The following is a 21,919-nucleotide window of genomic DNA, read 5'->3' as shown; positions in this document are numbered from 1 at the left end:
AAGTGTCAGGGATTGACGAGGAAGTCGCCCGCCTTCGGAGTGTCGGTGATCTCGAGCACCAGTGCGTACGAAACCTTTTCGAAGGGCCGGAACACCATCAAGAGGCCGATGCGTTCGTTCGGCAGCTTGATGGTTTCCTTGCGCGCGCCGGTGCGGTCGAGAATGGTCTCGCCGTTCTTCAGGATGGCCAGCACGTGGCCGCTGTCGATGCCGTCGCGGGTGCCCTTGTTGATGGCCACCACCTGGTTCTGGGCCGCGAACTGCACCGCGTTGCCATAGACCGAGATGATGCGGCCCTCGACCTGCGAGGAGGGCGCGCGCGGCACATAGCTCAGCAGCTGGCGCGGTGGCTCGGGCAGCAGGCGGTCGCCGGCGCGGATTTCCTCGCGCGCCGCGATGATGTCGACGCTGGCCGGCACCACGGTGATGACGTCCTTGTCGTCGGTGGTTTCGACCGTGGTCGATTCGCCGCGCTGGAGCTGCGCCTTGCCCAGGTACTGCGCCTCGTAGCCGAGGATTTCACCGGTTCCCGGGTCCTTGAGAGGCGTGGCGCTGCGGAACACGCGGAAATTCTTCAGCGGGCCCGGCGTTTCGAGCAGCGGCGTCTCGGCATTGCCGCGCGCATAGGCGCGGTCGCCGCGCGACAGCAGGACGCGGCTGTCGTTGCCGGCAACGATGCGCGGCGCGGCCTGCAGCGTGTCGGCATCGACCACGATCGGCTCGCTCAGGAAGGGCTCGATGATGCTCGGGTTGAGCGTGGGCAGGGCCATGCCGGCCAGCGAGTCGAAGCGCGTGCGCGGCGACAGCTTGATGGTGCCGCCATCGGCGCTGCCGCCCGCGCCGCGGCGCATGGTCAGGCGTGCGCGGCCGCCGGTCTTGTCCAGGTAGAGGACCTGGCCGGGGTAGATGCGGTGCGGGTTCGCGATCTCGCTGATGTTCATGCCCCACAGTTCCGGCCAGCGCCAGGGACGCAGCAGGTACAGGCGCGAGATCGCCCAGAGCGTGTCGCCGGGCTTGACCGTGTATTCGTCGGGCGCATTGGGCGCCAGTTCGCTCAGCGGAACGCCGGTCTGGGCGGTTTGCTGGGCGGTGGCGCGCTGCTGTGGCGTGATGGGGTAGTTCTGTGCCCAGGCCGCCGTCGTGCCGCCGGTGATCACCGCAAGGGCAGCCAACGTGGCGAGAAGATGCGGGCGCTGGCGGACAGTGATTCGGAGCTTTTTCATGTCTGGATGGGTGAGCGCGCCGCGTATCGGCGCACATACGAATCTCACAATTTGCTACGAATTCTGCGCCCGAAGCCCTTGGGAGGGCAACGTTTTCAGGCGATCCGGAGTCGCCGCGTCGCGGAATTGGCGAAAATAGCCACAACTTTCTCCCTGTTTCATGGCCAAACGAATCATTCTGAGTTACCCGGACAAGCGCCTGCACACGGTTGCCAAGCCCGTGCAGGGCGTCGACGCGCGCATCAAGGCCCTGGTGGCCGACATGCTCGAGACCATGTACGACGCCAGCGGCATCGGCCTGGCCGCGACCCAGGTCGACGTGCACGAGCGGCTGGTCGTCATCGACGTGTCCGAGGAGCGCAACGAGCCGCTGGTGCTCATCAATCCCGAAATTATCTGGGCAAGCGACGAAAAGGTGTTGAACGAAGAGGGCTGCCTTTCGGTGCCGGGCATCTACGACGGCGTCATGCGTTCCACCTCGGTCAAGGTCCAGGCGCTGGACGAGAACGGCGAGCTGCGCACCATCGAGGCCGAAGGCCTCCTGGCCGTGTGCATCCAGCACGAGCTCGACCACCTGCTGGGCAAGGTGTTCGTCGAATACCTGTCGCCGCTCAAGCGCAACCGCATCAAGAGCAAGCTGCTCAAGCAGCAGCGCGAAGAGGCCAAAGAGGGCCGGGCGTGACAGCTTCCCTGCGGCCCTGGGCGCTCGGCCTTGCCGCAGCAGGGCTCATGCTCGCGGGCTGCGCCAGCGAACCCACGCGCATTGCCCCCGGCACCACCGCCGCCGAAACCCTGCAGCGCCTGGGTGCGCCCACGGGCCGCTATCCGCTCAATGGCGGCGGCGAGCGCCTGCAGTATTCGCGCATGCCGGCGGGCTTCGAGGTGGTCGACATCGACGTCGACGCCTCCGGCAAGGTCGTCTCCGTGACCCAGGTGCTCAGCGAGGCGCGCTTCGGCCACGACATCAAGGTCGGCCAGTGGCGCCAGAACGATGTGCTCGCCTTCTACGGCCGGCCCTATGAAACCAGCCGCGTCAGCTCCTTCGACGGCGTGGTCTGGAGCTGGCGCTACAAGGCCGTGAACGAGCGCCGCATGCTCTATATCTACATCGACCCCACCGGCGTGGTCCGCCGCTATCACACGGGGGACGACCTCGAACTCGATCGGATCCGCGATTGACCCCGCTGAAAGTCGTTTTTGCGGGCACGCCCGAGTTCGCGCGCGCCGCGCTCGAAGCCATTGCCGCCGCCGGCCATGAGATCGCGCTGGTGCTGAGCCAGCCCGACCGGCCCGCGGGCCGCGGCATGAAGCTGCAGGCCTCGCCCGTCAAGCAATGCGCCGTTGCCCACGGCTGGCCGGTGGCGCAGCCGCGCAGCCTGCGGCTGGACGGCAAGTACCCGCAAGACGCCGTGGCCGCGCGCGAGGCCCTGCTGGCGGCCCGGCCCGACGTGATGGTGGTGGCGGCCTACGGCCTCATCCTGCCGCAATGGGTGCTCGACCTGCCGGTGCACGGATGCCTCAACATCCACGCCAGCCTGCTGCCGCGCTGGCGCGGCGCGGCGCCGATCCATCGCGCCATCGAGGCCGGCGACGCGCAGACCGGCATCACCATCATGCAGATGGACGCCGGCCTGGACACCGGCGACATGCTGCTGCGCGAAGCCGTCGACATCGGCAGCGACACCACCGCGCGGCTGCACGACCGGCTGGCCGAGCTGGGCGGCCGCCTGATCGTCCAGGCGCTGGCCGACATCGGCCGCCTCGCGCGCACGCCGCAGCCGGCCGAAGGCGTCACCTACGCCAGCAAGGTCGAGAAGCACGAAGCCCAGATCGACTGGAACCAGCCGGCCGACGCGATCGTGCGGCGCATCCGGGCCTTCGACCCGTTCCCGGGCGCCAACAGCGTGCTCGATGGCGAGACCATCAAGCTCTGGGCCGCGCATGCGGCGCCGCCGGCCGAGGTTTCGGCCGCGCCGGGCACCCTGCTGGCCGTGAGCGACGCCGGCGTGGCGGTGGCGGCGGCCGGCTCGGTGGTGATGGCCACCGAACTGCAGCGGCCCGGCGGCAAGCGCCTGGCCGTGGCCGACTTCCTGCGCGGCTTCGACCTGAAGCCCGGGCAGCGGTTCGGCTGATGTTCCTTTCCGCAGCCATTCGCCGCCGCCCCGAATTCCGCGCCGGCATCCGCGACATGTCCTCGGCCGCGCTGGGCATCGGCGCCTGGGGCCTCATGACCGGCGTGGCCATGGTCAAGTCGGACATGAGCGTGCTGGAGTCGGTGGCCATGACGCTGCTGGTCTACGCCGGCAGCTCCCAGCTCGCGGCCATTCCGCTGCTGTTCGCGGGCGCGCCGGCCTGGGTGATCCTGGCCACGGGCTTTTGCGTCAACCTGCGCTTCGTGGTCTTCAGCCTGCACCTGCGGCCCTACCTCATGCACATGCCGCGCTGGCGCCGCATGACGCACGGCTACCTCACGGCCGACCTGAGCTATGCGCTCTTCACTCGGCAGTACGCCGCGCCGCCGGCCACCGCTGCCGAGCAGCAGTCGCAGGAGGCCTACCTCACGGGCAACTACTTCGTGACCTGGTGCTCCTGGATGGGCATGAGCCTTCTGGGCATTGCGCTGGCCAACTTCATTCCGCAGAGCTGGGGCCTGGGCTTTGCCGGCGTGCTGAGCCTGGTGGCAATCGTCTGCTCGATGGCCACCACCCGGCTGCGCGTGCTGGCCGCGCTGGTCGCGAGCGCCACCGCGGTGGCCGCCTATGCCCTGCCGCTCAAGCTCAACATCGTGGTGGCCATCGGCGCCGCGGTGCTGCTGTGCTTCTGGCTCGAGAAGCGGTTCGGGCTCGACCCCGACGCGGAGGACGACAAGTGAAGGGCACCGACCTGTGGACGATGGGCGTGATCGTCGGGCTGGCCGCGGTCACGGTGCTCACGCGCTGCTTCTTCTTCATCCTCGACCGGCCCTGGGGCCTGCCCGAGTGGGCGCACCGTGCGCTGCATTACGCACCGGCCGCCGCGCTGGCCGGCGTGATCGCGCCCGAGATCGTGATGACCCAGGGCCACCTGATCACCACGCTGCACGACGCCCGCCTGTATGCGGCCGTGGTCGGCGCCGCTTACTACTACTGGCGGCGCGGCGTGCTCGGCACGATGCTCGCGGGCATGGCGGTGTACTTGCCGCTGCACCTGGGCCTGGGCTGGTAGGCCGTGCTTCTTTTCAGTCCAGCTTCACGCCGGCGGCCTGGATGATCCTGCCCCAGCGCTCGCTCTCGGCACGCGAGAGCTTGTAGAAATCCTGCGGCGTGCCCGGCAGCGCCTCGAAGCCGAACTCCGAGAACAGCTTCGCCACCTTGGGCGCCTTCATCGCCTTGTGCAGTTCGCCGTTGATGCGCGCCACCGCCTCGGGCGGCATGCCGGCCGGGCCGATCAGGCCGTGGAAGGCATAGGCGTTGACGTCGCTGAAGCCGGCCTCGACGAAGGTGGGCACCTCGGGCAGTGCGCTCGCGCGCTGCGGCAGCGCGATGGCCAGCACCCGCACCTTGCCAGCCTTGATGATCGGCAGGCCCGAGGCCAGGTCGAGCATCATCGTGGGCACCTGGCCGCCCATCAGGTCGGTCATGGCGGGCGCGGCGCCCTTGTAGGGCACGTGCGTGATCGTCAGGCCGGCCTTCTGCTTGAAGAGCTCCATCGCCATGTGGTGCGGCGAGCCATTGCCGGGCGAGGCATAGCTCGCCTTCTCCGGGTTGGCCTTCACGTAGCGCACGAACTCGGCCACGTTCTTCGCGGGAAAGTCCGGGTGCACCACCAGCGCTACCGGAAAGCGGCCGATGGCGCCGATGTAGGTGAAGTCGCTCGCGGGCTTGTAGGGCAGCTTGGCGAACATGTGCTCGTTGAAGAGCAGCGCCGCGTTCTCGGCCTGCATGATGGTGTAGCCGTCGGGCCTGGCCTGCATCAGCACCGAGACGCCGATGTTGGTCGAGGCGCCGGGCCGGTTGTCGATGATGAGCGGCTGCCCGAGCGACGGCTGCATCGCCTCGGCCAGCGAGCGCGCGAGGTTGTCGGTGCCGCCGCCGGCCACGTAGGGCACGATCCATTTGACGGGCTGGCTCGGGTAGGCGGCAGGCTGCTGCGCCGATGCGAAAGGGCTCGCCAGCGCGAGGGCCGCGGCCATGAGGGGAATCAGTCGCTTCATCGTTTCTTGTCTCCATTGCTTGTCTTGGAATCTGTTCAGCTCATTCGCCGCGCAGCGTCTGCCACAGTTCGCGGTCGCGCTCCGCGGTCCACACCACGGGGTGTTCGATGCCGCGCAGTTCGTCGTAGGCGCGCGAGACGTCGAAGGGCAGCACGTGCTGGAACACGGGCCAGCTGCCGAAGCGCGGCGCCATGGCCGCTTCGGCGCGTGCGAAGCAGCCCTTGAGCGTTTCGCCCGCGGCCATGCCGGCCTTCACGCTGTCGAGCAAGGCCTGGAGAAAGGCCTGGGTGAGTCCGATGGCCTCGGCGCATTCGGCCTCGCCCTGCAGCACGGCGCCGCGGCCCGGCACCAGCACGCGCGGCTTCAGCGCGCGCACCGCATCGAGCGTGCCGGACCAGTCGCCGATGTAGGCGTCGCCGGCGTAGACGCCGCAGTGGTTCTCGACCACGTCGCCCGAGAACAGCACGCCGCAGTCGGGCAGCCACGCGACCGTGTCGCCGCTCGAATGGCCGCGGCCCAGCGCCATCAGGCGAAGCTCGCGGCCTTGGCTGCGGCCAGGGCCGAGCCACAGGCTCATCTCGCGCTCGAAGCTCTGCGTCGGGAAGGTCAGGCCCGGGATCTCTTCCACGCCCGCGAAGAGGCGCGGGAAGCGGCCGACCTCGGAATCGAAATCGGCCTGGCCGCGCGTGCGGATCCAGTCCAGCGTGCCGTTGCTCGCGATGATGGCCTCGACCTCGCCGAAAGCGCTCGCGCCCATCACGCGCACCGCGTGGTAGTGCGTGAGCACGATGGTCTTGATCGGTTTGTCGGTCACCGTGCGGATGGCTGCGAGAAAGTCGCGCGCCATGCGCGGTGTGGGGCGCGTGTCGATCAGCACCACCTGCTCGTCACCGACGACGAAGCCGCAGTTGGGATCGAAGTCGCTGATGTAGCCGTACACGTTGGGTGCGAGTTCGCGCAGCTGCGGCTTCTGCTCGCGCGTGTCGGACGCCGAGGCAAAGGAGACGTTGGCGGTCATGGGGTTTCCGGAGTTGTCGTGGGGTCTTCGGCCGCGGCGTGGATGCAGGCGAGCAGCACGGCTTGGTCGCCGCACTGGTTGGCCAGCAGCAGCACGAGGCGGGCGTTGAGGTCGGCGCTCTGCGCTTCGCCGAGGCCCTCGTGCGCGGCGAGCAGCGCGGCGTAGAAGCCGTCAGGGTCGGGGATGCGGGGCTCGGTGATCATCATGGGGCGTGGTGGTCGAGGGCGAGCGCGGTGCGCAGCGCGGCGGCGATGGCATCGGGCGTGGCGCGCGGCAGCGTCGCGGCGCGGTAGGCATCGGGCCGCACGAGCACGAAGCTGCCCGCGTCGCGCAGGCCGAGGTGGCGCACGAGCGTCTCGTCGGCCTGCAGCGCCGGCAGCCCGCTGTCGCCGCCGATCGCGAGCAGGCGCAGCGGCAGCGCCGCCGTGGCATCCATCGCCGCGGCGGCCGCGGCGCGTGTGGGTGCCAGCCACAGGCCCAGGCACTGCGTGCCCTCGGCCAGCAGCTGCATCAGCGTGGTCTCGCGGCCATCGGCCCAGCGCAGCGGCAGGTTCTGCACCGTGCGTGCGCCTTCCGGCAGCTGCGGCGCGGGCGGATAGTCGTTGGCGACCGACATGCGGCCGGTGTTGACCAGCGCACGCGCGAACGGATGGCGCGCGGCCAGCGCCACCACCGCGCGGCGCAGCGTGTGCTCGGCCGGCGAGCGCGGCGCAAGAAAGCGCGCCGAGCGGCTCGTGACCTTCAGGTTCTCCTTCGCGGCCGGCCGCCGTTCGGCGTCGTAGCTGTCGAGCAGCGCATCGTTCGCTTGGCCTTGCACGACCAGCGCCAGCTTCCAGCCGAGGTTGGCCGCATCCTGGATGCCGCTGTTGCCGCCGCGCGCGCCGAAGGGGCTCACCACGTGCGCGGCATCGCCGATGAAGAACACGCGGCCGTGGCGGAAACTGTCGAGCAGGTGGTCGCGGTAGCCGTACGGGCCGATCCAGACGAACTCGAACTCCACGCCCGGCCCGAGCTGCTCGCGCAGCCGCGCGCCCGCCACTTCGGGCCGGCTGATGTGGGCGGTGTCGCAGTCCTCGGGCATCTGGTAGTCGATACGCCAGACGCCGTCGGCCATCAGGTGCTGCCAGACGCCGCGGCCCTCGTTGAAGGGCGCGTCGACCCAGGTCCAGCGCTCGGTGGGCAGCGGCTTCTTGAAGCGCACGTCGCTGATGCACCAGCGGTCGGTGCTGCGCGAGGCATGCGCGTCGATGCCGAGCTGCGTGCGGATCGGGCTGTTGGCGCCGGTCGCATCGATCAGGCGGTCGGCTTCGATCGTGTAGCGGCCGGCGGGCGTTTCAATGTCGATGCGCACGCCATCGCTCAGGGGCTCGATGCGCGTCACGCGGCTCTTCCAGCGCACGTCGGTGAGGCCGAGTTCGAGGATGCGCTCGACCAGGAACCACTCGATGTAGAACTGCTGCAGGTTGATGAAGGGTGGCTGCCTCGAGACGCTCTCCGCCTGCAGGTTGAAGCTGTAGACCTCCTGCTCGCCCGAGAAGGTGCGCCCGAGCGACCAGGTGATGCCCTTGGCCGCGATGCGCTCGCAGATGCCCAGGCGCTCGAAGATCTCGAGGCTCTTCTGCGCATAGCAGATGCCGCGCGAGGACGCGCCGCGCACGCCGACGGTGTCGTCCTCGTCGAGCAGCACCGCGCGCACGCCGCGCTGCGCGAGGTCGCAGGCCAGCGTGAGGCCCGAGGGGCCGGCGCCGACGATCACGATCGGGTGGCGGACGATCTCCGTACGGCCCAGTTCGGGCGGTGGCGTGAACGGCCAGACCGGCAGCTCGTAGGCCGGTGCAAATGCAAAGCTTTCCATGGCTCCTCTACAGCGCGTGGGCGAATTCGGCGATGGCATCGGCCGCCTTGGGAATCAGCTCGGGCTGGCCCGCGAGGTAGTGGTTGCCGCCCACGATGTCGACATTGCGGATGCGCGCGCCGCCCGCGGCCATCCACGCATCGCGCGTGCTCGGGAAGGTCGACTGGTCGCCGGTGTAGGTCAGCAGCAGCTTCGGCACCGCGGTGCGCGCGAGATTCGTTGGCCCGTCGGCCTGCGAGCGCGAAGACCATTGCGAGAGGAAGGCCGTGAGCGAAGTGGTGCGGCCCATCGCATTGGCCGAGTAGTTGACCTGGCGCGCATCGCCCCACACGCTGCCCGGCAGGCGGTCGTTGGCATCGAGCGACAGATCCACGCAGCGCGGATCGGCATGCGTGCGGTAGACGATGAAGGTCTGGTCGCGCGGTGCGCCCGGGGTGCCGCGCAGCAGCGCGAGGCGGTCGACGCACCACTGCTCGATGCGATCGAGCCGCGCCTGCTGCGCCGCGCTGAAGCGCGCGAGAAAGCCGCGGTCGTAGGGCATGCGGTGGCGCGGGTCGTACATGTCGAGCTCGGGGTCCACCGAGAGCGGGTCGTGCTCGTCGGTGACCGAGGGGTCGATCCAGTCGCGCATCAGCCGCGTGCGGCCCAGGTGCGCGGCGCACAGCGCAATGCCGTCCACGGGCGGCAGGTCGGCCGGGTGCAGGTGCGTGGGGTCGCCGTCGGGCAGGTGGGTGGCGGTGAGCTTCTCGGCCTGCGCCTGGTAGAAGGCCGAGAGCGCCGCGCCGCCGGAGTTGCCGACCAGGAACACCTTCTCGTAGCCGGCCGCGCGCAGGTACTGCACGCCGGCGCCCAGGTCCTGGATCGCACGCTCCATCAGCAGCACCGTGTCGTTGCCCACGTAGCGCGAGTTCAGCCCCATGCAGCAGATGCCGCGCTCGGCCAGCGGGCCGATCAGGTAGTGGCCCATGAAGTTGCTGGTCGGATGCATCACGATGGCCGCGATTCTTTTCGGGCCCGGCGGCGCGCGGAAGGCGCCGTAGATGCGTGGGCGCAGCATCTGCAGGCCCGACTGGCTCTCCATGGCCGCGCCGGGCTTCACGTCGATGACGGCGAGTTGCAGCTCAGGCATGCGACGCGTCCTTCGCTGCGCGCAGCCCGGCCTTGCGCGCGGTCCACGCATCGAGGTCTGCGCGGGCGCGCAGTGCATGCGCCTCCATCTCGGCCTGCGGCACCGTCGGCGTGGTGAGCTCGACGCGAAGGCCGTTGGGATCGAAGAAGTAGATCGATTCGATGATGTGGTGGTCGGTCACGCCCAGCACCTCGACGCCGGCGCCCTCGAGCCGTGCCTTGGCGGCGAGCAGGTCGGCCACGGAATCGACCCGCAGCGCGATGTGGTTGACCCACGCCGGCGTGTTGGGCGAGGGCAGCGCGGCGATGTCGTCGCCCAGGTCGAAGAAGGCGATGTACGAACCGTCGCGCATGCGAAAGAAGATGTGCACGTAAGGGCAGTACTCGCCCGTGCTCGGTACGTGGTCGCTCTTGATGACGTGCGCAAGCGGCAGGCCCAGCAGGTCTTCGTAGAAGCGGCGGGTTTCCTCGCTGTCGCGGCAGCGCCAGGCGAAATGGTGCAGCCCGCGAACTGGCGGGGCCGCGGGGGCGGTCGTCGGCATGGCTTTGTGGTCTCCGGTGAGCCGCGATTGGGCAATGCCGCGTCTTATGATGCAATCGAAATTAATTCATCGATTGATGAAATAAACATATGAATCTGACCCTGCGCCAATTGCGCGCCTTCGCGGCCGTGGCCGAGACCGGCAGCTTCACCGCGGCCGCGCAGCAGCTGCACCTCACGCAGTCGGCGCTCAGCGTGCTGGTGCGCGAGCTCGAGCGCGAGATGGGCGTGCAGCTGCTCGACCGCCACACGCGGCGCGTGCAGTTGTCCGAGGCCGGGCGCGAGTTCCTGCCCTCGGTGCACCGGCTGCTGGGCGACCTTGCGGGCGCGGTGGCCGGCGTCACGGATTTGCGTGACAAGAAGAAAGGGCTGTTGCGGCTTGCAGCGCCGCAGCTCATGGCCTGCACGCTGATGCCGCGCGTGATCGCGCTCTACCGCGAGGCGTTCCCCGACGTCGATGTGCGCCTGGCCGACACGCTGCCCGAGCACCTGCTGGCCGGCGTGACGGCCGGTGACGTGGAGCTTGCGGTGGGGCAGGACGTGGCGGTCGACGGCGCCGTCGAGCGCCGCACCCTCTTTCGCGACCGGCACTGGCTGATCTGCCCGCCCGGCCACGCCTTTGCGAAGCGCCGCAAGGTGCGCTGGCATGAACTCGGCCCCTACACCTTCATCGCGCCCACGCGCGACTTCCGCCAGCGCGTGCTGCCCGAGCTGGCGCCGGCCGAGCGCGAGCTCATGCTGCGCCCGGGCACCCAGGAGGTGTCGTACATGACCACCGCGCTCGGCATGGTGGCCTCGGGGCTCGGGCTCACGGTGTGCCCGACCTATTCGGCGCCGCTGGTGCGCGCCCACGGCCTGCAGATGGTGCGGCTCGAATCGCCCGACTTCCACCGCGAGGTGTGCATCTACAGCGCGGCGCGGCGCACCCTCTCGCCGGCTGCCGCGAGCTTTGTCGAGATCCTCGAGCGCCATGCCCGGACGCAGCCCAGGGCCGGATGAAAAGCATCGGCGGGCCGCACGAGGCGCATAGAGCGGCGCCGGGGCCAAACCTACAATGGAAGGCGACCTGTCTTCCACCACCTTCTCCAGATCCATGAACGTCATTCGATTCACCGACCTCTGCGCGCAGGGCAAGGCCGCCGGCCAGCGCGTCTTCATTCGTGCCGACCTCAACGTGCCGCAGGACGATGCCGGCAACATCACCGAAGACACGCGCATCCGCGCCTCGGTGCCCTGCATCCAGCTGGCGCTCGACGCCGGCGCCGCCGTGATGGTGACCTCGCACCTGGGCCGCCCGACCGAAGGCGAATTCAAGCCCGAGGACTCGCTCGCCCCCGTCGCCAAGCGCCTGGGCGAGCTGCTCGGCCGCGAAGTGCCGCTGGTCGCCAACTGGGTCGACGGCGTCGACGTGAAGCCCGGCCAGGTCGTGCTGCTCGAGAACTGCCGCGTCAACAAGGGCGAGAAGAAGAACGACGAAGGCCTGGCCCGCAAGCTTGCCGCGCTCACCGACATCTACGTGAACGACGCCTTCGGCACCGCCCACCGCGCCGAAGCCACCACCTACGGCATTGCGCAGTTCGCCAAGGTGGCGGCGGCCGGTCCGCTGCTCGCGGCCGAGATCGACGCCATCACCAAGGCGCTGGCCCAGCCCAAGCGGCCGCTGGTGGCCATCGTGGCGGGCTCCAAGGTCAGCACCAAGCTCACCATCTTGAAGAGCCTGTCGGCCAACGTCGACCAGCTGATCGTCGGCGGCGGCATCGCCAACACCTTCATGCTCGCGGCCGGCCTTTCGATCGGCAAGTCGCTGGCCGAGCCCGACCTGGTCAACCAGGCCAAGGCGGTGATCGAAGCCATGCGCGCGCGCGGCGCCGACGTGCCGATCCCGGTGGACGTGGTCACGGCCAAGACCTTCGCGGCCGATGCGCCCGCCACCGTCAAGGACGCGGACTCCGTGGCCGACGACGACCTGATCCTGGACATCGGCCCCAAGACCGCCGCGATCCTGGCCGCGCAATTGCGCAAGGCCGGCACCATCGTCTGGAACGGCCCGGTGGGCGTGTTCGAGTTCGACGCCTTCGCGGGCGGCACCAAGGCCATCGCCCAGGCCATTGCCGAGAGCAGCGCCTTCTCGATTGCCGGCGGCGGCGACACGCTCGCGGCCATTGCCAAGTACGGCATCGAGAAGCAGGTCGGCTACATCTCGACCGGCGGCGGCGCCTTCCTCGAAGTGCTCGAGGGCAAGACGCTTCCCGCTTTCGAAATCCTTGCCAAGCGTGCCGCGGGCTGATTTTTCGCGCCCGCGCCGCGGTGCCCGCTTCCTGTTGTCGCACAAAGTGTATACAGTAGCGGATACAAAATGGAGACAAGCTCAATGATCACGGATCGCCTTCCCCGCCACGCCACCAAGATCGTCGCCACGCTCGGCCCGGCGTCCAACACGCCCGAGCTGCTGGAGCAGATGATCCTGAACAAGGTCAGCGTGGTGCGGCTCAATTTCAGCCATGGCACCGCGCAGGACCACATCGACCGCGCCGCCATGGTGCGCGAGGCCGCACGCAAGACGGGCCGCGAGGTGGCGATCATGGCCGACCTGCAGGGCCCCAAGATCCGCGTCGGCAAGTTCGCGCAGGGCAAGGTCTGGCTCGAGCCGGGCGCCAAGTTCGTGCTCGACGCCTCGCGCACCGAGCCCGGCGACGCCGAGGCTGTGGGCCTCGACTACAAGGACCTGCCGCGCGACGTGCGCCCCGGCGACCGGCTGCTGCTGAACGACGGCCTCATCGTGCTCACGGTCGACGCGGTTCGCGGCGAGGCGGTGCACACCACCGTCAAGCTCGGCGGCGAGCTCTCCAACAACAAGGGCATCAACAAGCAGGGCGGCGGCCTCACCGCCCCCGCGTTGACGGCCAAGGACATGGAAGACATCAAGACCGCGATGAGCTTCCAGGCCGACTACGTGGCCGTGAGCTTTCCCAAGAACGCCACCGACATGGAAATGGCGCGCCAGCTGTGCAACGTGGCCGCGGCCGAGTACGGCCACAAGCCGGGCCTCATCGCCAAGATCGAGCGCGCCGAGGCCATTCCCAAGCTGGAAGAGATCCTGCGCGCGAGCGACGGCATCATGGTGGCGCGCGGCGACCTCGCCGTGGAGGTGGGCAATGCCGCCGTGCCGGCGCTGCAGAAAAAAATGATCCGCATGGCGCGCGACATGGACAAGGTGGTGATCACCGCGACCCAGATGATGGAGTCGATGATCACCAACCCGGTGCCGACGCGCGCCGAGGTGAGCGACGTGGCCAACGCCGTGCTCGACGGCACCGACGCCGTGATGCTCTCGGCCGAAACCGCCTCGGGCCGCTATCCGCTCGAGACCGTGCAGGAGATGAGCCGCATCTGCGAAGCTGCCGAGGCGGCCGAGGACAAGACGCTGGACGCCGACTTCAGCGGCAAGACCTACAGCCGCATCGACCAGTCGATTGCCATGGGCGCGCTGTTCACGGCCCACCACCTGGGCGCCAAGGCCATCGTCGCGCTCACCGAGTCGGGCTCCACGCCGCTGTGGATGAGCCGCCACCGCGCGCACATCCCGATGTACGCACTGACCTCGCGCCTGGCCACGCAGCGCCGCATGGCGCTCTACCGCAACGTGCGCCCGCTGTTGATGGATTCGGAGAGCGACCGCGACACCGCGCTCGAGCAGGCCGAGGCCCACCTGAAGAAGCGCGGCATCGTGCAGACCGGCGACGTCTACGCCATCACCTGCGGCGAGCCGATGGGCGCCCCCGGCGGCACCAACATGCTCAAGATCTGCCGCGCCAGCTGAGTTCGCTCAGCCGTTGCGGAACAGAAAGCTGTAGGCGTTCAGCGCGGGCACGCCGCCCAGGTGCGCATAGAGCACCTTCGAGCCGGCCGGGAATTCGCCCAGGCGCACCTTCTCGATCATCCCGTGCATCGACTTGCCCTCGTACACGGGGTCGGTCAGCATGCCTTCCAGGCGCGCGCAGAGGCGGATCGATTCCAGCGTGCCTTCGTTGGGCAGGCCGTATTCGGGGCCGCCGAAGCGGCGGTCGAGCACCACGTCCTTGTCGGTGATGTCGCGGCCCAGCTCGACCAGCTCGGCCGTGCCCTTGGCAATGCGCACGATCTGCGCGAAGGTCTGCTCGGGCTTGGCCGAGGCGTCGATGCCGATCACGCGGTCGGCCCGGCCGTCGGCCGCGAAACCCACCACCATGCCGGCCTGCGTGCTGCCCGTGACCGAGCAGGTCACGATGTAGTCGAACTTGAAGCCCAGCTCGGCCTCCTGCTGCCGCACTTCCTCGGCAAAGCCGACGAAGCCCAGGCCGCCGCGCGGATGCTCCGAGCAGCCGGCCGGAATCGGAAAGGGCTTGCCGCCGGCCTTGCGCACGTCGGCCATGGCTTCTTCCCAGCTCTTGCGGATGCCGATGTCGAAGCCCGCGCTGTCCAGCCGCACGTCGGCGCCCATGATGCGGGACATCTCGATGTTGCCGACGCGGTCGTACACCGCATCGGAATAGTTGACCCAGTTCTCCTGCACCAGCACGCACTTCAGGCCCAGGTGCGCGGCCACCGCCGCCACTTGGCGCGTCTGGTTCGACTGGATGCCGCCGATCGACACCAGCGTGTCGTAGCCGCCCTCGAGCGCCTCGGGAATCAGGTATTCGAGCTTGCGCGTCTTGTTGCCGCCGAAGGCCAGGCCGCTGTTGCAGTCCTCGCGCTTGGCGTAGAGCTCGACCTCGCCGCCCAGGTGGGCGCTCAGGCGCTTGAGCGGATGGATCGGCGTGGGGCCGAAGGTGAGCGCGTGGCGCGGGAATTTCTTCAGGTTCATCGGTGCTGCTCCAGGAAAGGGATGCCATCGATCGTAGGAAGAAGCCGCCGAAACGTGCTTGCAAACTTTGGTGGAATTGCGGCGCAAAAAAAGACAAGATCGGGAAATCAGAGATTTTTGATTTGCCAATACCCCAATGAGCACAACAAAGTTGCGTACCACGCCGGCGCAGGCGGCCGAAGCGGCGGCGGAGCTCGACCGCACCGATCGCGCGATCCTGCGCGCCCTGCAGCGCGATGCCTCGGTGTCCAACGTGGCGCTGGCCGCCAAGGTCAACCTGAGCGCGCCGGCCTGCCTGCGCCGCGTGGAGCGGCTCAAGGCCGCGGGGCTCGTCAAGGGCATCGTGGCGCTGCTCGACGCCCAGGCGCTGGAGCTCGGCATGCTGGTGATGATCGGCGTGGTGCTCGACCGCTCCACGCCCGATTCCTTCGCCGATTTCGAGAAGGCCGCGCAAAAGGTCTCGGGCTGCCTCGAATGCCACGTGGTGACGGGCGAGTTCGACTACTTCATGCTCGTGCGAACGCGCGACAACGACAGCTTCAACCGCCTGCATGCCGAGCAGCTGCTGTACCTGCCGGGCGTGCGGCAGATCCGGACCTTCGTGGTGCTCAAGCAGGTGCTGTCGACCACGCAGCTGCCCATCTAGGAGCGCCCGCGCCGCGTGTCAGTGCCGTCCCACAAGGGGGCTCGATAGAATTGGGGCAGTTTTCTCTCGACTTTCCGCCTTCTTTTTCCCCTATTTCCGCGAGGTATTTCCCATGGCACTCGTCTCGATGCGCGAACTGCTGGACCACGCAGCCGCCAACGGCTACGGCATTCCGGCCTTCAACGTCAACAACCTCGAACAGGTCCAGGCCGTGATGGAGGCCGCCAAGGAAACCGGCGCGCCCGTCATCCTGCAGGCCAGCGCCGGTGCCCGCAAATACGCCGGCGAAGCCTTCATCAAGCACCTGATCCAGGCCGCGATCGAGCAGTACCCGAACATCCCGCTGGTCATGCACCAGGACCACGGCCAGAACCCGGACGTCTGCAAGGGCGCCATCGACCTGGGCTTCAGCTCGGTGATGATGGACGGCTCGCTCGAGGCCGACGGCAAGACCATCGCCAGCTACGACTACAACGTGGACGTCACCAAGAAGGTGTCGGACATGGCCCACCGCCTGGGCGTGACCGTCGAAGGCGAGCTCGGCTGCCTCGGCTCGCTCGAAACCATGAAGGGCGACAAGGAAGACGGCCACGGCACCGACGACACCATGACGCGCGAGCAGCTGCTCACCGATCCCGAGCAGGCCGCCGACTTCGTCAAGCGCACCCAGATCGACGCGCTGGCCATTGCCATCGGCACCAGCCACGGCGCCTACAAGTTCACGCGCGAGCCCACCGGCGACATCCTGGCGATCGACCGCATCAAGGAAATCCACCGCCGCATTCCCAACACCCACCTGGTGATGCACGGCTCGTCGAGCGTGCCGCAGGAGCTGCTGGCCATCATTCGCCAGTACGGCGGCAACATGAAGGAAACCTACGGCGTGCCCGTGAAGGAAATCCAGGAAGCCATCAAGCACGGCGTGCGCAAGATCAACATCGACACCGACATCCGCCTGGCCATGACCGGTGCGGTGCGCAAGTTCCTGGCCGAGAACCCCGAGAAGTTCGACGCCCGCGAATGGCTCAAGCCCGCGCGCGAAGCCGCCAGGCTGATCTGCAAGCAGCGCTACATCGAGTTCGGCTGTGAAGGCCAGGGCGCCAAGATCAAGGGCGACACGCTGCAGGTGGTCGCCGCCAAGTACGCCAAGGGCGAACTCGCGCAAGAAGTGGTCTGAAGACAAACTTTTTCCGCGAATCGCAGGCCACCGTTCGCGGTGGCTTTTTTCTGCGCGCACAATCCGTTTTCCCCCGTCACCCGTTTCCGCACAGCAGCACCGTTCCATGACCACCGTCCACACCTCTTCCATCCAGAGCCTGCCCCTGCTTGCGCGCGGCAAGGTGCGAGACAACTACGCCGTCGGCGAAGACCGCATCCTGATGGTCGCGAGCGACCGGCTCAGCGCCTTCGACGTGATCATGGGCGAGCCGATCCCGGGCAAGGGCGAGATCCTCACGCAGATGGCGCTGTGGTGGTTCGACCGCCTCGGCCAGCTGTGCCCCAACCACCTGACGGGCGAAGCGCCCGAGAGCGTGGTCACGCCCGAAGAAGTGCCGCAGGTCACCGGCCGCTCGATGCTGGTCAAGCGCCTGACGCCGATCCCGGTCGAGGCCGTGGTGCGCGGCTACCTGGCCGGCAGCGGCTGGAAGGAATACCAGGAAAGCCGTTCGGTCTGCGGCGTGCCGCTGCCCGAAGGGCTCACCAACGCCAGCAAGCTGCCGCGCCCGATCTTCACGCCCGCCGCCAAGGCCGCGGCCGGCGAGCACGACGAAAACATCAGCTACGACCGCGTGGTCGAGATCGTCGGCCCCAAGCTGGCGCAGCAGATCCGCGAGACCAGCCTGGAGATCTACGAAACCGCCGCGCAGATCGCGCTGGGCAAGGGAATGATCATTGCCGACACCAAGTTCGAGTTCGGCCTGGACGAGGCCGGCACGCTGGTGCTGATGGACGAGGTGCTCACGCCCGACAGCTCGCGCTACTGGCCGGTCGAGGGCTACCAGGCCGCGCTGGCCGCGGGCGCCAATCCGCCGAGCTACGACAAGCAGTTCGTGCGCGACTGGCTCGAAGCCACCAAGATCAACGGCAAGCCCTGGGACAAGACCCCGCCGGCGCCGCGCCTGCCGGCCGAGGTCATCGAAAAGACCGCGGCCAAATACCGCGAAGCGCTCGAGCGGCTCACGGGCTGAGGAAAAAGGGCGCGCCGCTTCAGCGGCTCGCCGAATTCAGCGTGGCCACCGTGCGCCCGCTCGCGTCGAGCAGCGCGAGCCGTCCCGGGCCGGCGAGGCGATAAGTTGCGGTGGTCTGCAGCGCCGAGATGAATTGCGCCTCGTTGGCGCCGCGCACCGGATCCGCGCAGGCCATGCGGGTCGAGGCCAGCTGGCCGATGCGCAGCGTGATGCCGCTGCGCGTGAACGACCCCGACACGCGGTTGCAGCCGCCCGTTCCGCTGACGCGCCCGCTGCTGCGGTCGAACTGGATCTGCGCTTCGCCGCCGGACGCCACGGGCTCGTCGCCCAGTTGCACCAGGCGCCAGACCGGCCCCTCGATCGGCTCGTCGAGGCTGATGCCGCTGCCGCAGCCGGCCAGGGCGGCGGCCATCAGTGCGGTCGCGAAAACGGAAAGCGCGATGCGGGCGCGGTGGCGGGCGGGAAAGCGCATGGCCGGGGTGTCCTTCTTCTCAATTGCAACAAGTTGAATCGCCGCCATCGTATGCGAGGCCGCCCCGGCTCGCCAAGATGCGTGCGCCTGCCGCAATCGGCCGCGCTTGCCCGGCTCAGCTCAGCACGACGCTGCTGAGCCGGCGGCGGTAGGTGGCCACCACCGGATCGTCCGGCGGAATCTGCCCGTCCGCCACCTTCACCTTGGGCGGCTCGATCAGGTCGAGGATCGCGATGTAGGTCTTGCGCGCGAGCTCCTCGTTCCAGGCCTTGTCGCGCATCAGGATCTCGAGCAGCTCGTCCATGGCGTCGGTCCAGCGCTGCCCGGCCATCAGCAGGCGGGCGCGGCCGAAGCGGGCGTCGAAGTCGCGCTTGCCGGCGGCGATCTTCGCGTCGAACTCGGCGATGGCGGGCGCGGCACCCGAGGCCGGCGCCGCAAAATCGATCGCGTCCATCCAGCGCTGCAGCGAATCGAAGCGGCGCACCAGCGTGGTCCTGGCGATCACCGGCGCGAACGCCACCTTGGCATCGTCGATGCGGCCCATCTGCAGCAGCAGCTTGACGTAGTCGAAGCGCGCATCGTCATTGGCCGGGTCGGTGGCCACGGCGTGCTGCAGCCGCTCGAGGGCGCCCTCGGTGTCGCCTTCGGCCAGCGCTTCCTGGGCCGCGGCCTCCTGGGAGGCGGCTTCGACCTGCTCGGCGGCGGGCACGTGCTTGTCGAGGAATTCGCGGATCTTGTCGGCGGGAATGGCGCCGACGAAGCCGTCCACCGGCTGGCCGTCCTTGAACATCACGCAGAACGGGATGCTGCGCACGCCGAACATTTCGGACAGCTGCGAGGAGATCTGGGGCACCTTGTCGGCGTCCAGCTTGGCCAGCGTGAAGCGCCCGGCGTACTCGGTTTCGAGCTTTTCGAGCACCGGGCCGAGCTGCTTGCACGGTCCGCACCATTCGGCCCAGATGTCGAGCAGCACCGGCGTGGCGACCGAGCCTTCGATCAGTTCAGCCTGAAAATTTTCGAGAGTGATGTCGATCATCGGGAACAACTGGGGGTGAAACGTAAAATTGGAACCATGAACGAAACCATTCAGGTCGGTGTAGTGATGGGCTCGAACTCCGATTGGGAGACGATGCGCAACGCGGTCGAGATTCTCCAGCAATTCGGGATCCAGCACGAAGCGAAGGTGGTCTCGGCCCACCGGATGCCCGATGCACTCTTCGCCTATGCCGAAAGCGCCGCCGGGCGCGGGCTGGCCGCGATCATCGCGGGTGCGGGCGGCGCCGCCCACCTGCCGGGCATGCTGGCCGCCAAGACCACGGTGCCGGTGCTCGGCGTGCCGGTGGCCAGCCGCCACCTGCAGGGCGTCGATTCGCTCTACAGCATCGTGCAGATGCCCAAGGGCGTGCCGGTGGCCACCTTTGCCATCGGCAATGCGGGGGCGGCCAATGCGGCGCTGTTCGCGGTGGCGATGCTGGCGGTGAACGACCCGGCGCTGCGCACCCGGCTCGATGCCTTCCGCGCCGCGCAGACCGCCGCGGCCGAGGCCATGGCGCTGCCGCCGCCGGCCGCCGATGCCGCCGCCGTGTCGCCGTTCTCGCCGCAGGGCGGGGGTGCGCTGTGAACCACAACGGCAACGGCCTTCCCATTCTTCCGGGCGCCACGCTCGGCGTGCTCGGCGGCGGCCAGCTGGGCCGCATGTTCGCCCACGCCGCCCAGCGCATGGGCTATTTCACGGCCGTGCTCGACCCTGACGCCGACAGCCCCGCCGGCCGCGTGAGCCACCACCACATCCACACCGACTATGCCGACGTCGACGGCCTCGCGCGGCTCGCGGGCCTGGCCGATGCGGTCACCACCGAGTTCGAGAACGTGCCGGCGCCCTCGCTGGAGAAGCTGTCGGTGGCCCGGCCCGTGGCCCCCGACGCGGGCGCCATCGCCATCGCGCAGGACCGCATCGCCGAAAAGGCCCATTTCACGCGCTGCGGCGTGGCCTGCGCACCCTATGCAGTCATCGAGACCGCGGCCCAGCTCGCCGCGGTGGAGGATGCGCTGCTGCCGGGCATCCTCAAGACCGCGCGCCTGGGCTACGACGGCAAGGGCCAGCAGCGCGTGTCCACGCGCGCCGAACTGGTCGACGCCTGGCAGGCCGCGGGCTGCGTGCCCTGCGTGCTCGAAAAGCTGCTGCCGCTCGAATTCGAATGCTCGGTGATCGTCGCGCGCGGCCGCGACGGGCAGCTGGTGCACTTTCCGCCCCAGCGCAACCTGCACCGCGATGGCATTCTGGCCGTGACCGAGGTGCACGCGCAGAACATGCCCAAGACCGTGGCCCAGGCGGCCATCAACTCGGCCAGGAGCATTGCGACCGGGCTGGACTACGTGGGCGTGCTGTGCGTGGAGTTCTTCGCGCTGGCCGACGGCTCGCTGGTGGTGAACGAAATGGCGCCCCGGCCGCACAACAGCGGCCACTACACCATGGAAGCCTGCGACGTCTCGCAGTTCGAGCTGCAGGTGCGCACCCTCGCGGGCCTGCCGCTGGCCGCGCCGCGCCAGCACAGCCCGGCGGTCATGCTGAACCTGCTGGGCGACCTGTGGTTCACCGCGGGCGGCGACAAGCCGGTGGCCCCGCGCTGGAGCGACGTGCTCGCGCTGCCCGGCGTGCACCTGCACCTCTACGGCAAGATCGAACCGCGCCGCGGCCGCAAGATGGGCCACCTGACGCTCACCGGCGCCACCCTCGAAAATGTGCGCGCCACGGCCTCCCAGGCCGCCACCGTGCTCGGCCTGCCGGCGCTGTCGGCGGCCGACTTCGCATGATCCTCGACGGCCAATCCCCCGAAGCCATTGCCGAGGCCGTGCGTGTGCTGCGCGCGGGCGGGCTGGTCGCGTTCCCGACCGAAACCGTCTACGGCCTGGGCGCCGATGCCACCAGCGACATGGCGGTGGCCGGCATCTTCAAGGCCAAGGGCCGGCCGGCCGACCATCCGCTGATCGTCCACGTGGCGGCCGGCATCAAGGGCACCGAGGCGCTGTCGCGCTTTGCGCAGCCGCTGCCGCCGTTCGCCCAGAAGCTGGTGCAGGCCTTCTGGCCCGGCCCGCTGACGCTGATCGTCACGCGCCAGCCCGGCGTGGCGGCCGCGGCCGCCGGCGGGCAGGACACCATCGGCCTGCGCTGCCCCTCGCATCCGGTCGCGCAGGCCCTGCTCGAGGCCTGCGCCGAGCAGGGCGTGCCGGGCCTCGCGGGCCCGAGCGCCAACCGCTTCGGCCGCGTGAGCCCCACCACCGCGCAGCATGTGCATGACGAGTTCGGCGATGCGCTGACGGTGATCGACGGCGGCGCCTGCGAGGTCGGCATCGAGTCGACCATCGTCGACTGCAGCCGCGGCGCGCCCGTGCTGCTGCGCCCGGGCCTGATCACGCGCGCGCAGATCGAGGCCGCCGCGGGCGAGCGCCTGAGCAACCGCGAGGTGCTCGAGACGCCCGATCCGCGCGCCTCCGGCACGCTGGAAGCGCACTATGCGCCGAACGCCAAGCTGCGGCTGATGGACGCCAAGGCCATCCAGGCCGGCCTCGACGTGCTCGGCCCGGGCGCGGCCCACATCGCCGTGTGGACGCGCGCCGAGGTGCGCAGCCACTCCCAGCGCGTGCTGCAGCGGCGCATGCCGGACGACGCGGCGGCCAGCGCGCACCAGCTGTTCGCGGTGCTGCGCGAGTTCGATGCCGAGGGTGTCAAGCTGATCTGGGTCGAGACGCCGCCCGACACGCCCGAATGGGAAGGCGTGCGCGACCGCCTGCATCGCGCGTCCATGGGCTGA

24 protein-coding genes are annotated in these 21,919 nt (G+C 69.0%); 14 read left to right on the top strand and 10 right to left on the bottom strand.

Annotation, left to right across the window (positions count from 1 at the left end; translation table 11 throughout):
* Window positions 1–5: 5 nt before the first annotated feature.
* Window positions 6–1,223 carry a LysM peptidoglycan-binding domain-containing protein gene (locus tag ACAM58_RS25470; RefSeq protein WP_369663774.1) on the bottom strand — a complete coding sequence of 406 codons (1,218 nt, stop codon included), beginning with the start codon at window positions 1,221–1,223 and terminating at the stop codon, window positions 6–8.
* Window positions 1,224–1,383: 160 nt separating this feature from the next.
* Between ACAM58_RS25470 and def the strand changes: the two genes are divergently transcribed.
* From def to ACAM58_RS25445, 5 genes are read left to right on the top strand one after another with little or no spacing between them, the layout of a single operon-like run.
* Window positions 1,384–1,905 (top strand): peptide deformylase, encoded by a 522-nt coding sequence (def, locus tag ACAM58_RS25465; RefSeq protein ID WP_015867852.1) that lies wholly within the window; start codon window positions 1,384–1,386, stop codon window positions 1,903–1,905.
* A complete protein-coding gene (locus tag ACAM58_RS25460) occupies window positions 1,902–2,402 on the top strand; it encodes a hypothetical protein (RefSeq protein WP_018905219.1) in 501 nt (166 codons plus the stop codon). The genes def and ACAM58_RS25460 overlap by 4 nt, the downstream gene beginning before the upstream one ends.
* Window positions 2,399–3,355, top strand: a complete 957-nt coding sequence (gene fmt, locus ACAM58_RS25455) for a methionyl-tRNA formyltransferase (protein WP_018905218.1) — start codon at window positions 2,399–2,401, stop codon at window positions 3,353–3,355. The genes ACAM58_RS25460 and fmt overlap by 4 nt, the downstream gene beginning before the upstream one ends.
* A complete protein-coding gene (locus ACAM58_RS25450; RefSeq protein WP_369663773.1) occupies window positions 3,355–4,095 on the top strand; it encodes an AzlC family ABC transporter permease in 741 nt (246 codons plus the stop codon). The genes fmt and ACAM58_RS25450 overlap by 1 nt, the downstream gene beginning before the upstream one ends.
* Window positions 4,092–4,427 (top strand): AzlD domain-containing protein, encoded by a 336-nt coding sequence (locus tag ACAM58_RS25445; protein WP_018905216.1) that lies wholly within the window; start codon window positions 4,092–4,094, stop codon window positions 4,425–4,427. The genes ACAM58_RS25450 and ACAM58_RS25445 overlap by 4 nt, the downstream gene beginning before the upstream one ends.
* 13 nt (window positions 4,428–4,440) lie before the next feature.
* On the opposite strand, the gene ACAM58_RS25440 is transcribed toward ACAM58_RS25445, so the two are convergent.
* Genes ACAM58_RS25440 through ACAM58_RS25415 form a run of 6 tightly spaced genes read right to left on the bottom strand, consistent with a single transcriptional unit; the run spans window position 4,441 to window position 9,958 of the window.
* Window positions 4,441–5,415, bottom strand: coding sequence for a Bug family tripartite tricarboxylate transporter substrate binding protein (locus tag ACAM58_RS25440; protein ID WP_369663772.1), 975 nt, complete (start codon window positions 5,413–5,415; stop codon window positions 4,441–4,443).
* Between the two features lie 40 nt (window positions 5,416–5,455).
* Window positions 5,456–6,433: an MBL fold metallo-hydrolase gene (locus ACAM58_RS25435; RefSeq protein WP_369663771.1), complete on the bottom strand. Its 978-nt coding sequence runs from the start codon at window positions 6,431–6,433 to the stop codon at window positions 5,456–5,458.
* Window positions 6,430–6,636 carry a DUF2783 domain-containing protein gene (locus tag ACAM58_RS25430; protein ID WP_307593460.1) on the bottom strand — a complete coding sequence of 69 codons (207 nt, stop codon included), beginning with the start codon at window positions 6,634–6,636 and terminating at the stop codon, window positions 6,430–6,432. Before ACAM58_RS25430 ends, ACAM58_RS25435 begins: the two co-directional genes overlap by 4 nt.
* Window positions 6,636–8,288, bottom strand: a complete 1,653-nt coding sequence (locus ACAM58_RS25425) for an FAD-dependent oxidoreductase (RefSeq protein ID WP_369663770.1) — start codon at window positions 8,286–8,288, stop codon at window positions 6,636–6,638. Before ACAM58_RS25425 ends, ACAM58_RS25430 begins: the two co-directional genes overlap by 1 nt.
* Before the next feature lie 7 nt (window positions 8,289–8,295).
* Window positions 8,296–9,417 (bottom strand): alpha/beta hydrolase family protein, encoded by a 1,122-nt coding sequence (locus ACAM58_RS25420; RefSeq protein WP_369663769.1) that lies wholly within the window; start codon window positions 9,415–9,417, stop codon window positions 8,296–8,298.
* Window positions 9,410–9,958 carry a VOC family protein gene (locus tag ACAM58_RS25415; RefSeq protein WP_018905210.1) on the bottom strand — a complete coding sequence of 183 codons (549 nt, stop codon included), beginning with the start codon at window positions 9,956–9,958 and terminating at the stop codon, window positions 9,410–9,412. Before ACAM58_RS25415 ends, ACAM58_RS25420 begins: the two co-directional genes overlap by 8 nt.
* Before the next feature lie 89 nt (window positions 9,959–10,047).
* On the opposite strand from ACAM58_RS25415, the gene ACAM58_RS25410 reads away from it, so the two are divergent.
* The 3 genes from ACAM58_RS25410 to pyk all read left to right on the top strand — a co-directional run bounded on the left by ACAM58_RS25410 (window position 10,048) and on the right by pyk (window position 13,777).
* Complete coding sequence (locus ACAM58_RS25410; protein WP_018905209.1) at window positions 10,048–10,956, top strand: LysR family transcriptional regulator; 909 nt, start codon at window positions 10,048–10,050, stop codon at window positions 10,954–10,956.
* 94 nt (window positions 10,957–11,050) lie between these two features.
* Window positions 11,051–12,244: a phosphoglycerate kinase gene (locus tag ACAM58_RS25405; RefSeq protein ID WP_026284084.1), complete on the top strand. Its 1,194-nt coding sequence runs from the start codon at window positions 11,051–11,053 to the stop codon at window positions 12,242–12,244.
* 84 nt (window positions 12,245–12,328) lie between these two features.
* Window positions 12,329–13,777, top strand: coding sequence for a pyruvate kinase (gene pyk / locus ACAM58_RS25400; RefSeq protein ID WP_062364063.1), 1,449 nt, complete (start codon window positions 12,329–12,331; stop codon window positions 13,775–13,777).
* Window positions 13,778–13,783: 6 nt separating this feature from the next.
* Here the strand turns inward: pyk and ACAM58_RS25395 are convergent, their stop codons facing one another.
* Window positions 13,784–14,800: a 1-aminocyclopropane-1-carboxylate deaminase gene (locus ACAM58_RS25395; protein ID WP_015867838.1), complete on the bottom strand. Its 1,017-nt coding sequence runs from the start codon at window positions 14,798–14,800 to the stop codon at window positions 13,784–13,786.
* Window positions 14,801–14,936: 136 nt separating this feature from the next.
* On the opposite strand from ACAM58_RS25395, the gene ACAM58_RS25390 reads away from it, so the two are divergent.
* From ACAM58_RS25390 to ACAM58_RS25380, 3 genes are all read left to right on the top strand, one after another.
* Window positions 14,937–15,446 carry an Lrp/AsnC family transcriptional regulator gene (locus tag ACAM58_RS25390; protein WP_015867837.1) on the top strand — a complete coding sequence of 170 codons (510 nt, stop codon included), beginning with the start codon at window positions 14,937–14,939 and terminating at the stop codon, window positions 15,444–15,446.
* A gap of 112 nt (window positions 15,447–15,558) precedes the next feature.
* A complete protein-coding gene (gene fba, locus ACAM58_RS25385) occupies window positions 15,559–16,623 on the top strand; it encodes a class II fructose-bisphosphate aldolase (RefSeq protein WP_018905207.1) in 1,065 nt (354 codons plus the stop codon).
* A gap of 106 nt (window positions 16,624–16,729) precedes the next feature.
* Window positions 16,730–17,635, top strand: a complete 906-nt coding sequence (locus tag ACAM58_RS25380) for a phosphoribosylaminoimidazolesuccinocarboxamide synthase (RefSeq protein WP_015867835.1) — start codon at window positions 16,730–16,732, stop codon at window positions 17,633–17,635.
* A gap of 19 nt (window positions 17,636–17,654) precedes the next feature.
* On the opposite strand, the gene ACAM58_RS25375 is transcribed toward ACAM58_RS25380, so the two are convergent.
* Entirely contained in the window at window positions 17,655–18,107 is a 453-nt protein-coding gene (locus ACAM58_RS25375) for an META domain-containing protein (RefSeq protein WP_307593448.1), read from the bottom strand.
* A 115-nt stretch (window positions 18,108–18,222) separates the two neighbouring features.
* Window positions 18,223–19,143: a tetratricopeptide repeat protein gene (locus tag ACAM58_RS25370; protein WP_369663768.1), complete on the bottom strand. Its 921-nt coding sequence runs from the start codon at window positions 19,141–19,143 to the stop codon at window positions 18,223–18,225.
* A gap of 36 nt (window positions 19,144–19,179) precedes the next feature.
* Between ACAM58_RS25370 and purE the strand changes: the two genes are divergently transcribed.
* The 3 genes from purE to ACAM58_RS25355 are packed head-to-tail and all read left to right on the top strand — an operon-like array spanning window position 19,180 to window position 21,919.
* Window positions 19,180–19,728 (top strand): 5-(carboxyamino)imidazole ribonucleotide mutase, encoded by a 549-nt coding sequence (gene purE, locus ACAM58_RS25365; protein WP_369663767.1) that lies wholly within the window; start codon window positions 19,180–19,182, stop codon window positions 19,726–19,728.
* The gene (locus tag ACAM58_RS25360; protein ID WP_369663766.1) at window positions 19,725–20,921 is read left to right on the top strand and encodes a 5-(carboxyamino)imidazole ribonucleotide synthase; all 1,197 of its coding nucleotides are present in this window, start codon (window positions 19,725–19,727) and stop codon (window positions 20,919–20,921) included. Before purE ends, ACAM58_RS25360 begins: the two co-directional genes overlap by 4 nt.
* On the top strand, window positions 20,918–21,919 hold the full coding sequence (locus tag ACAM58_RS25355) for an L-threonylcarbamoyladenylate synthase (protein ID WP_124959047.1): 1,002 nt from the start codon (window positions 20,918–20,920) through the stop codon (window positions 21,917–21,919). Before ACAM58_RS25360 ends, ACAM58_RS25355 begins: the two co-directional genes overlap by 4 nt.

It is taken from the genome of Variovorax sp. V116 (assembly GCF_041154435.1).
Lineage (GTDB): Bacteria > Pseudomonadota > Gammaproteobacteria > Burkholderiales > Burkholderiaceae_C > Variovorax > Variovorax paradoxus.
This window is presented reverse-complemented; position numbering and strand designations above follow the sequence as displayed.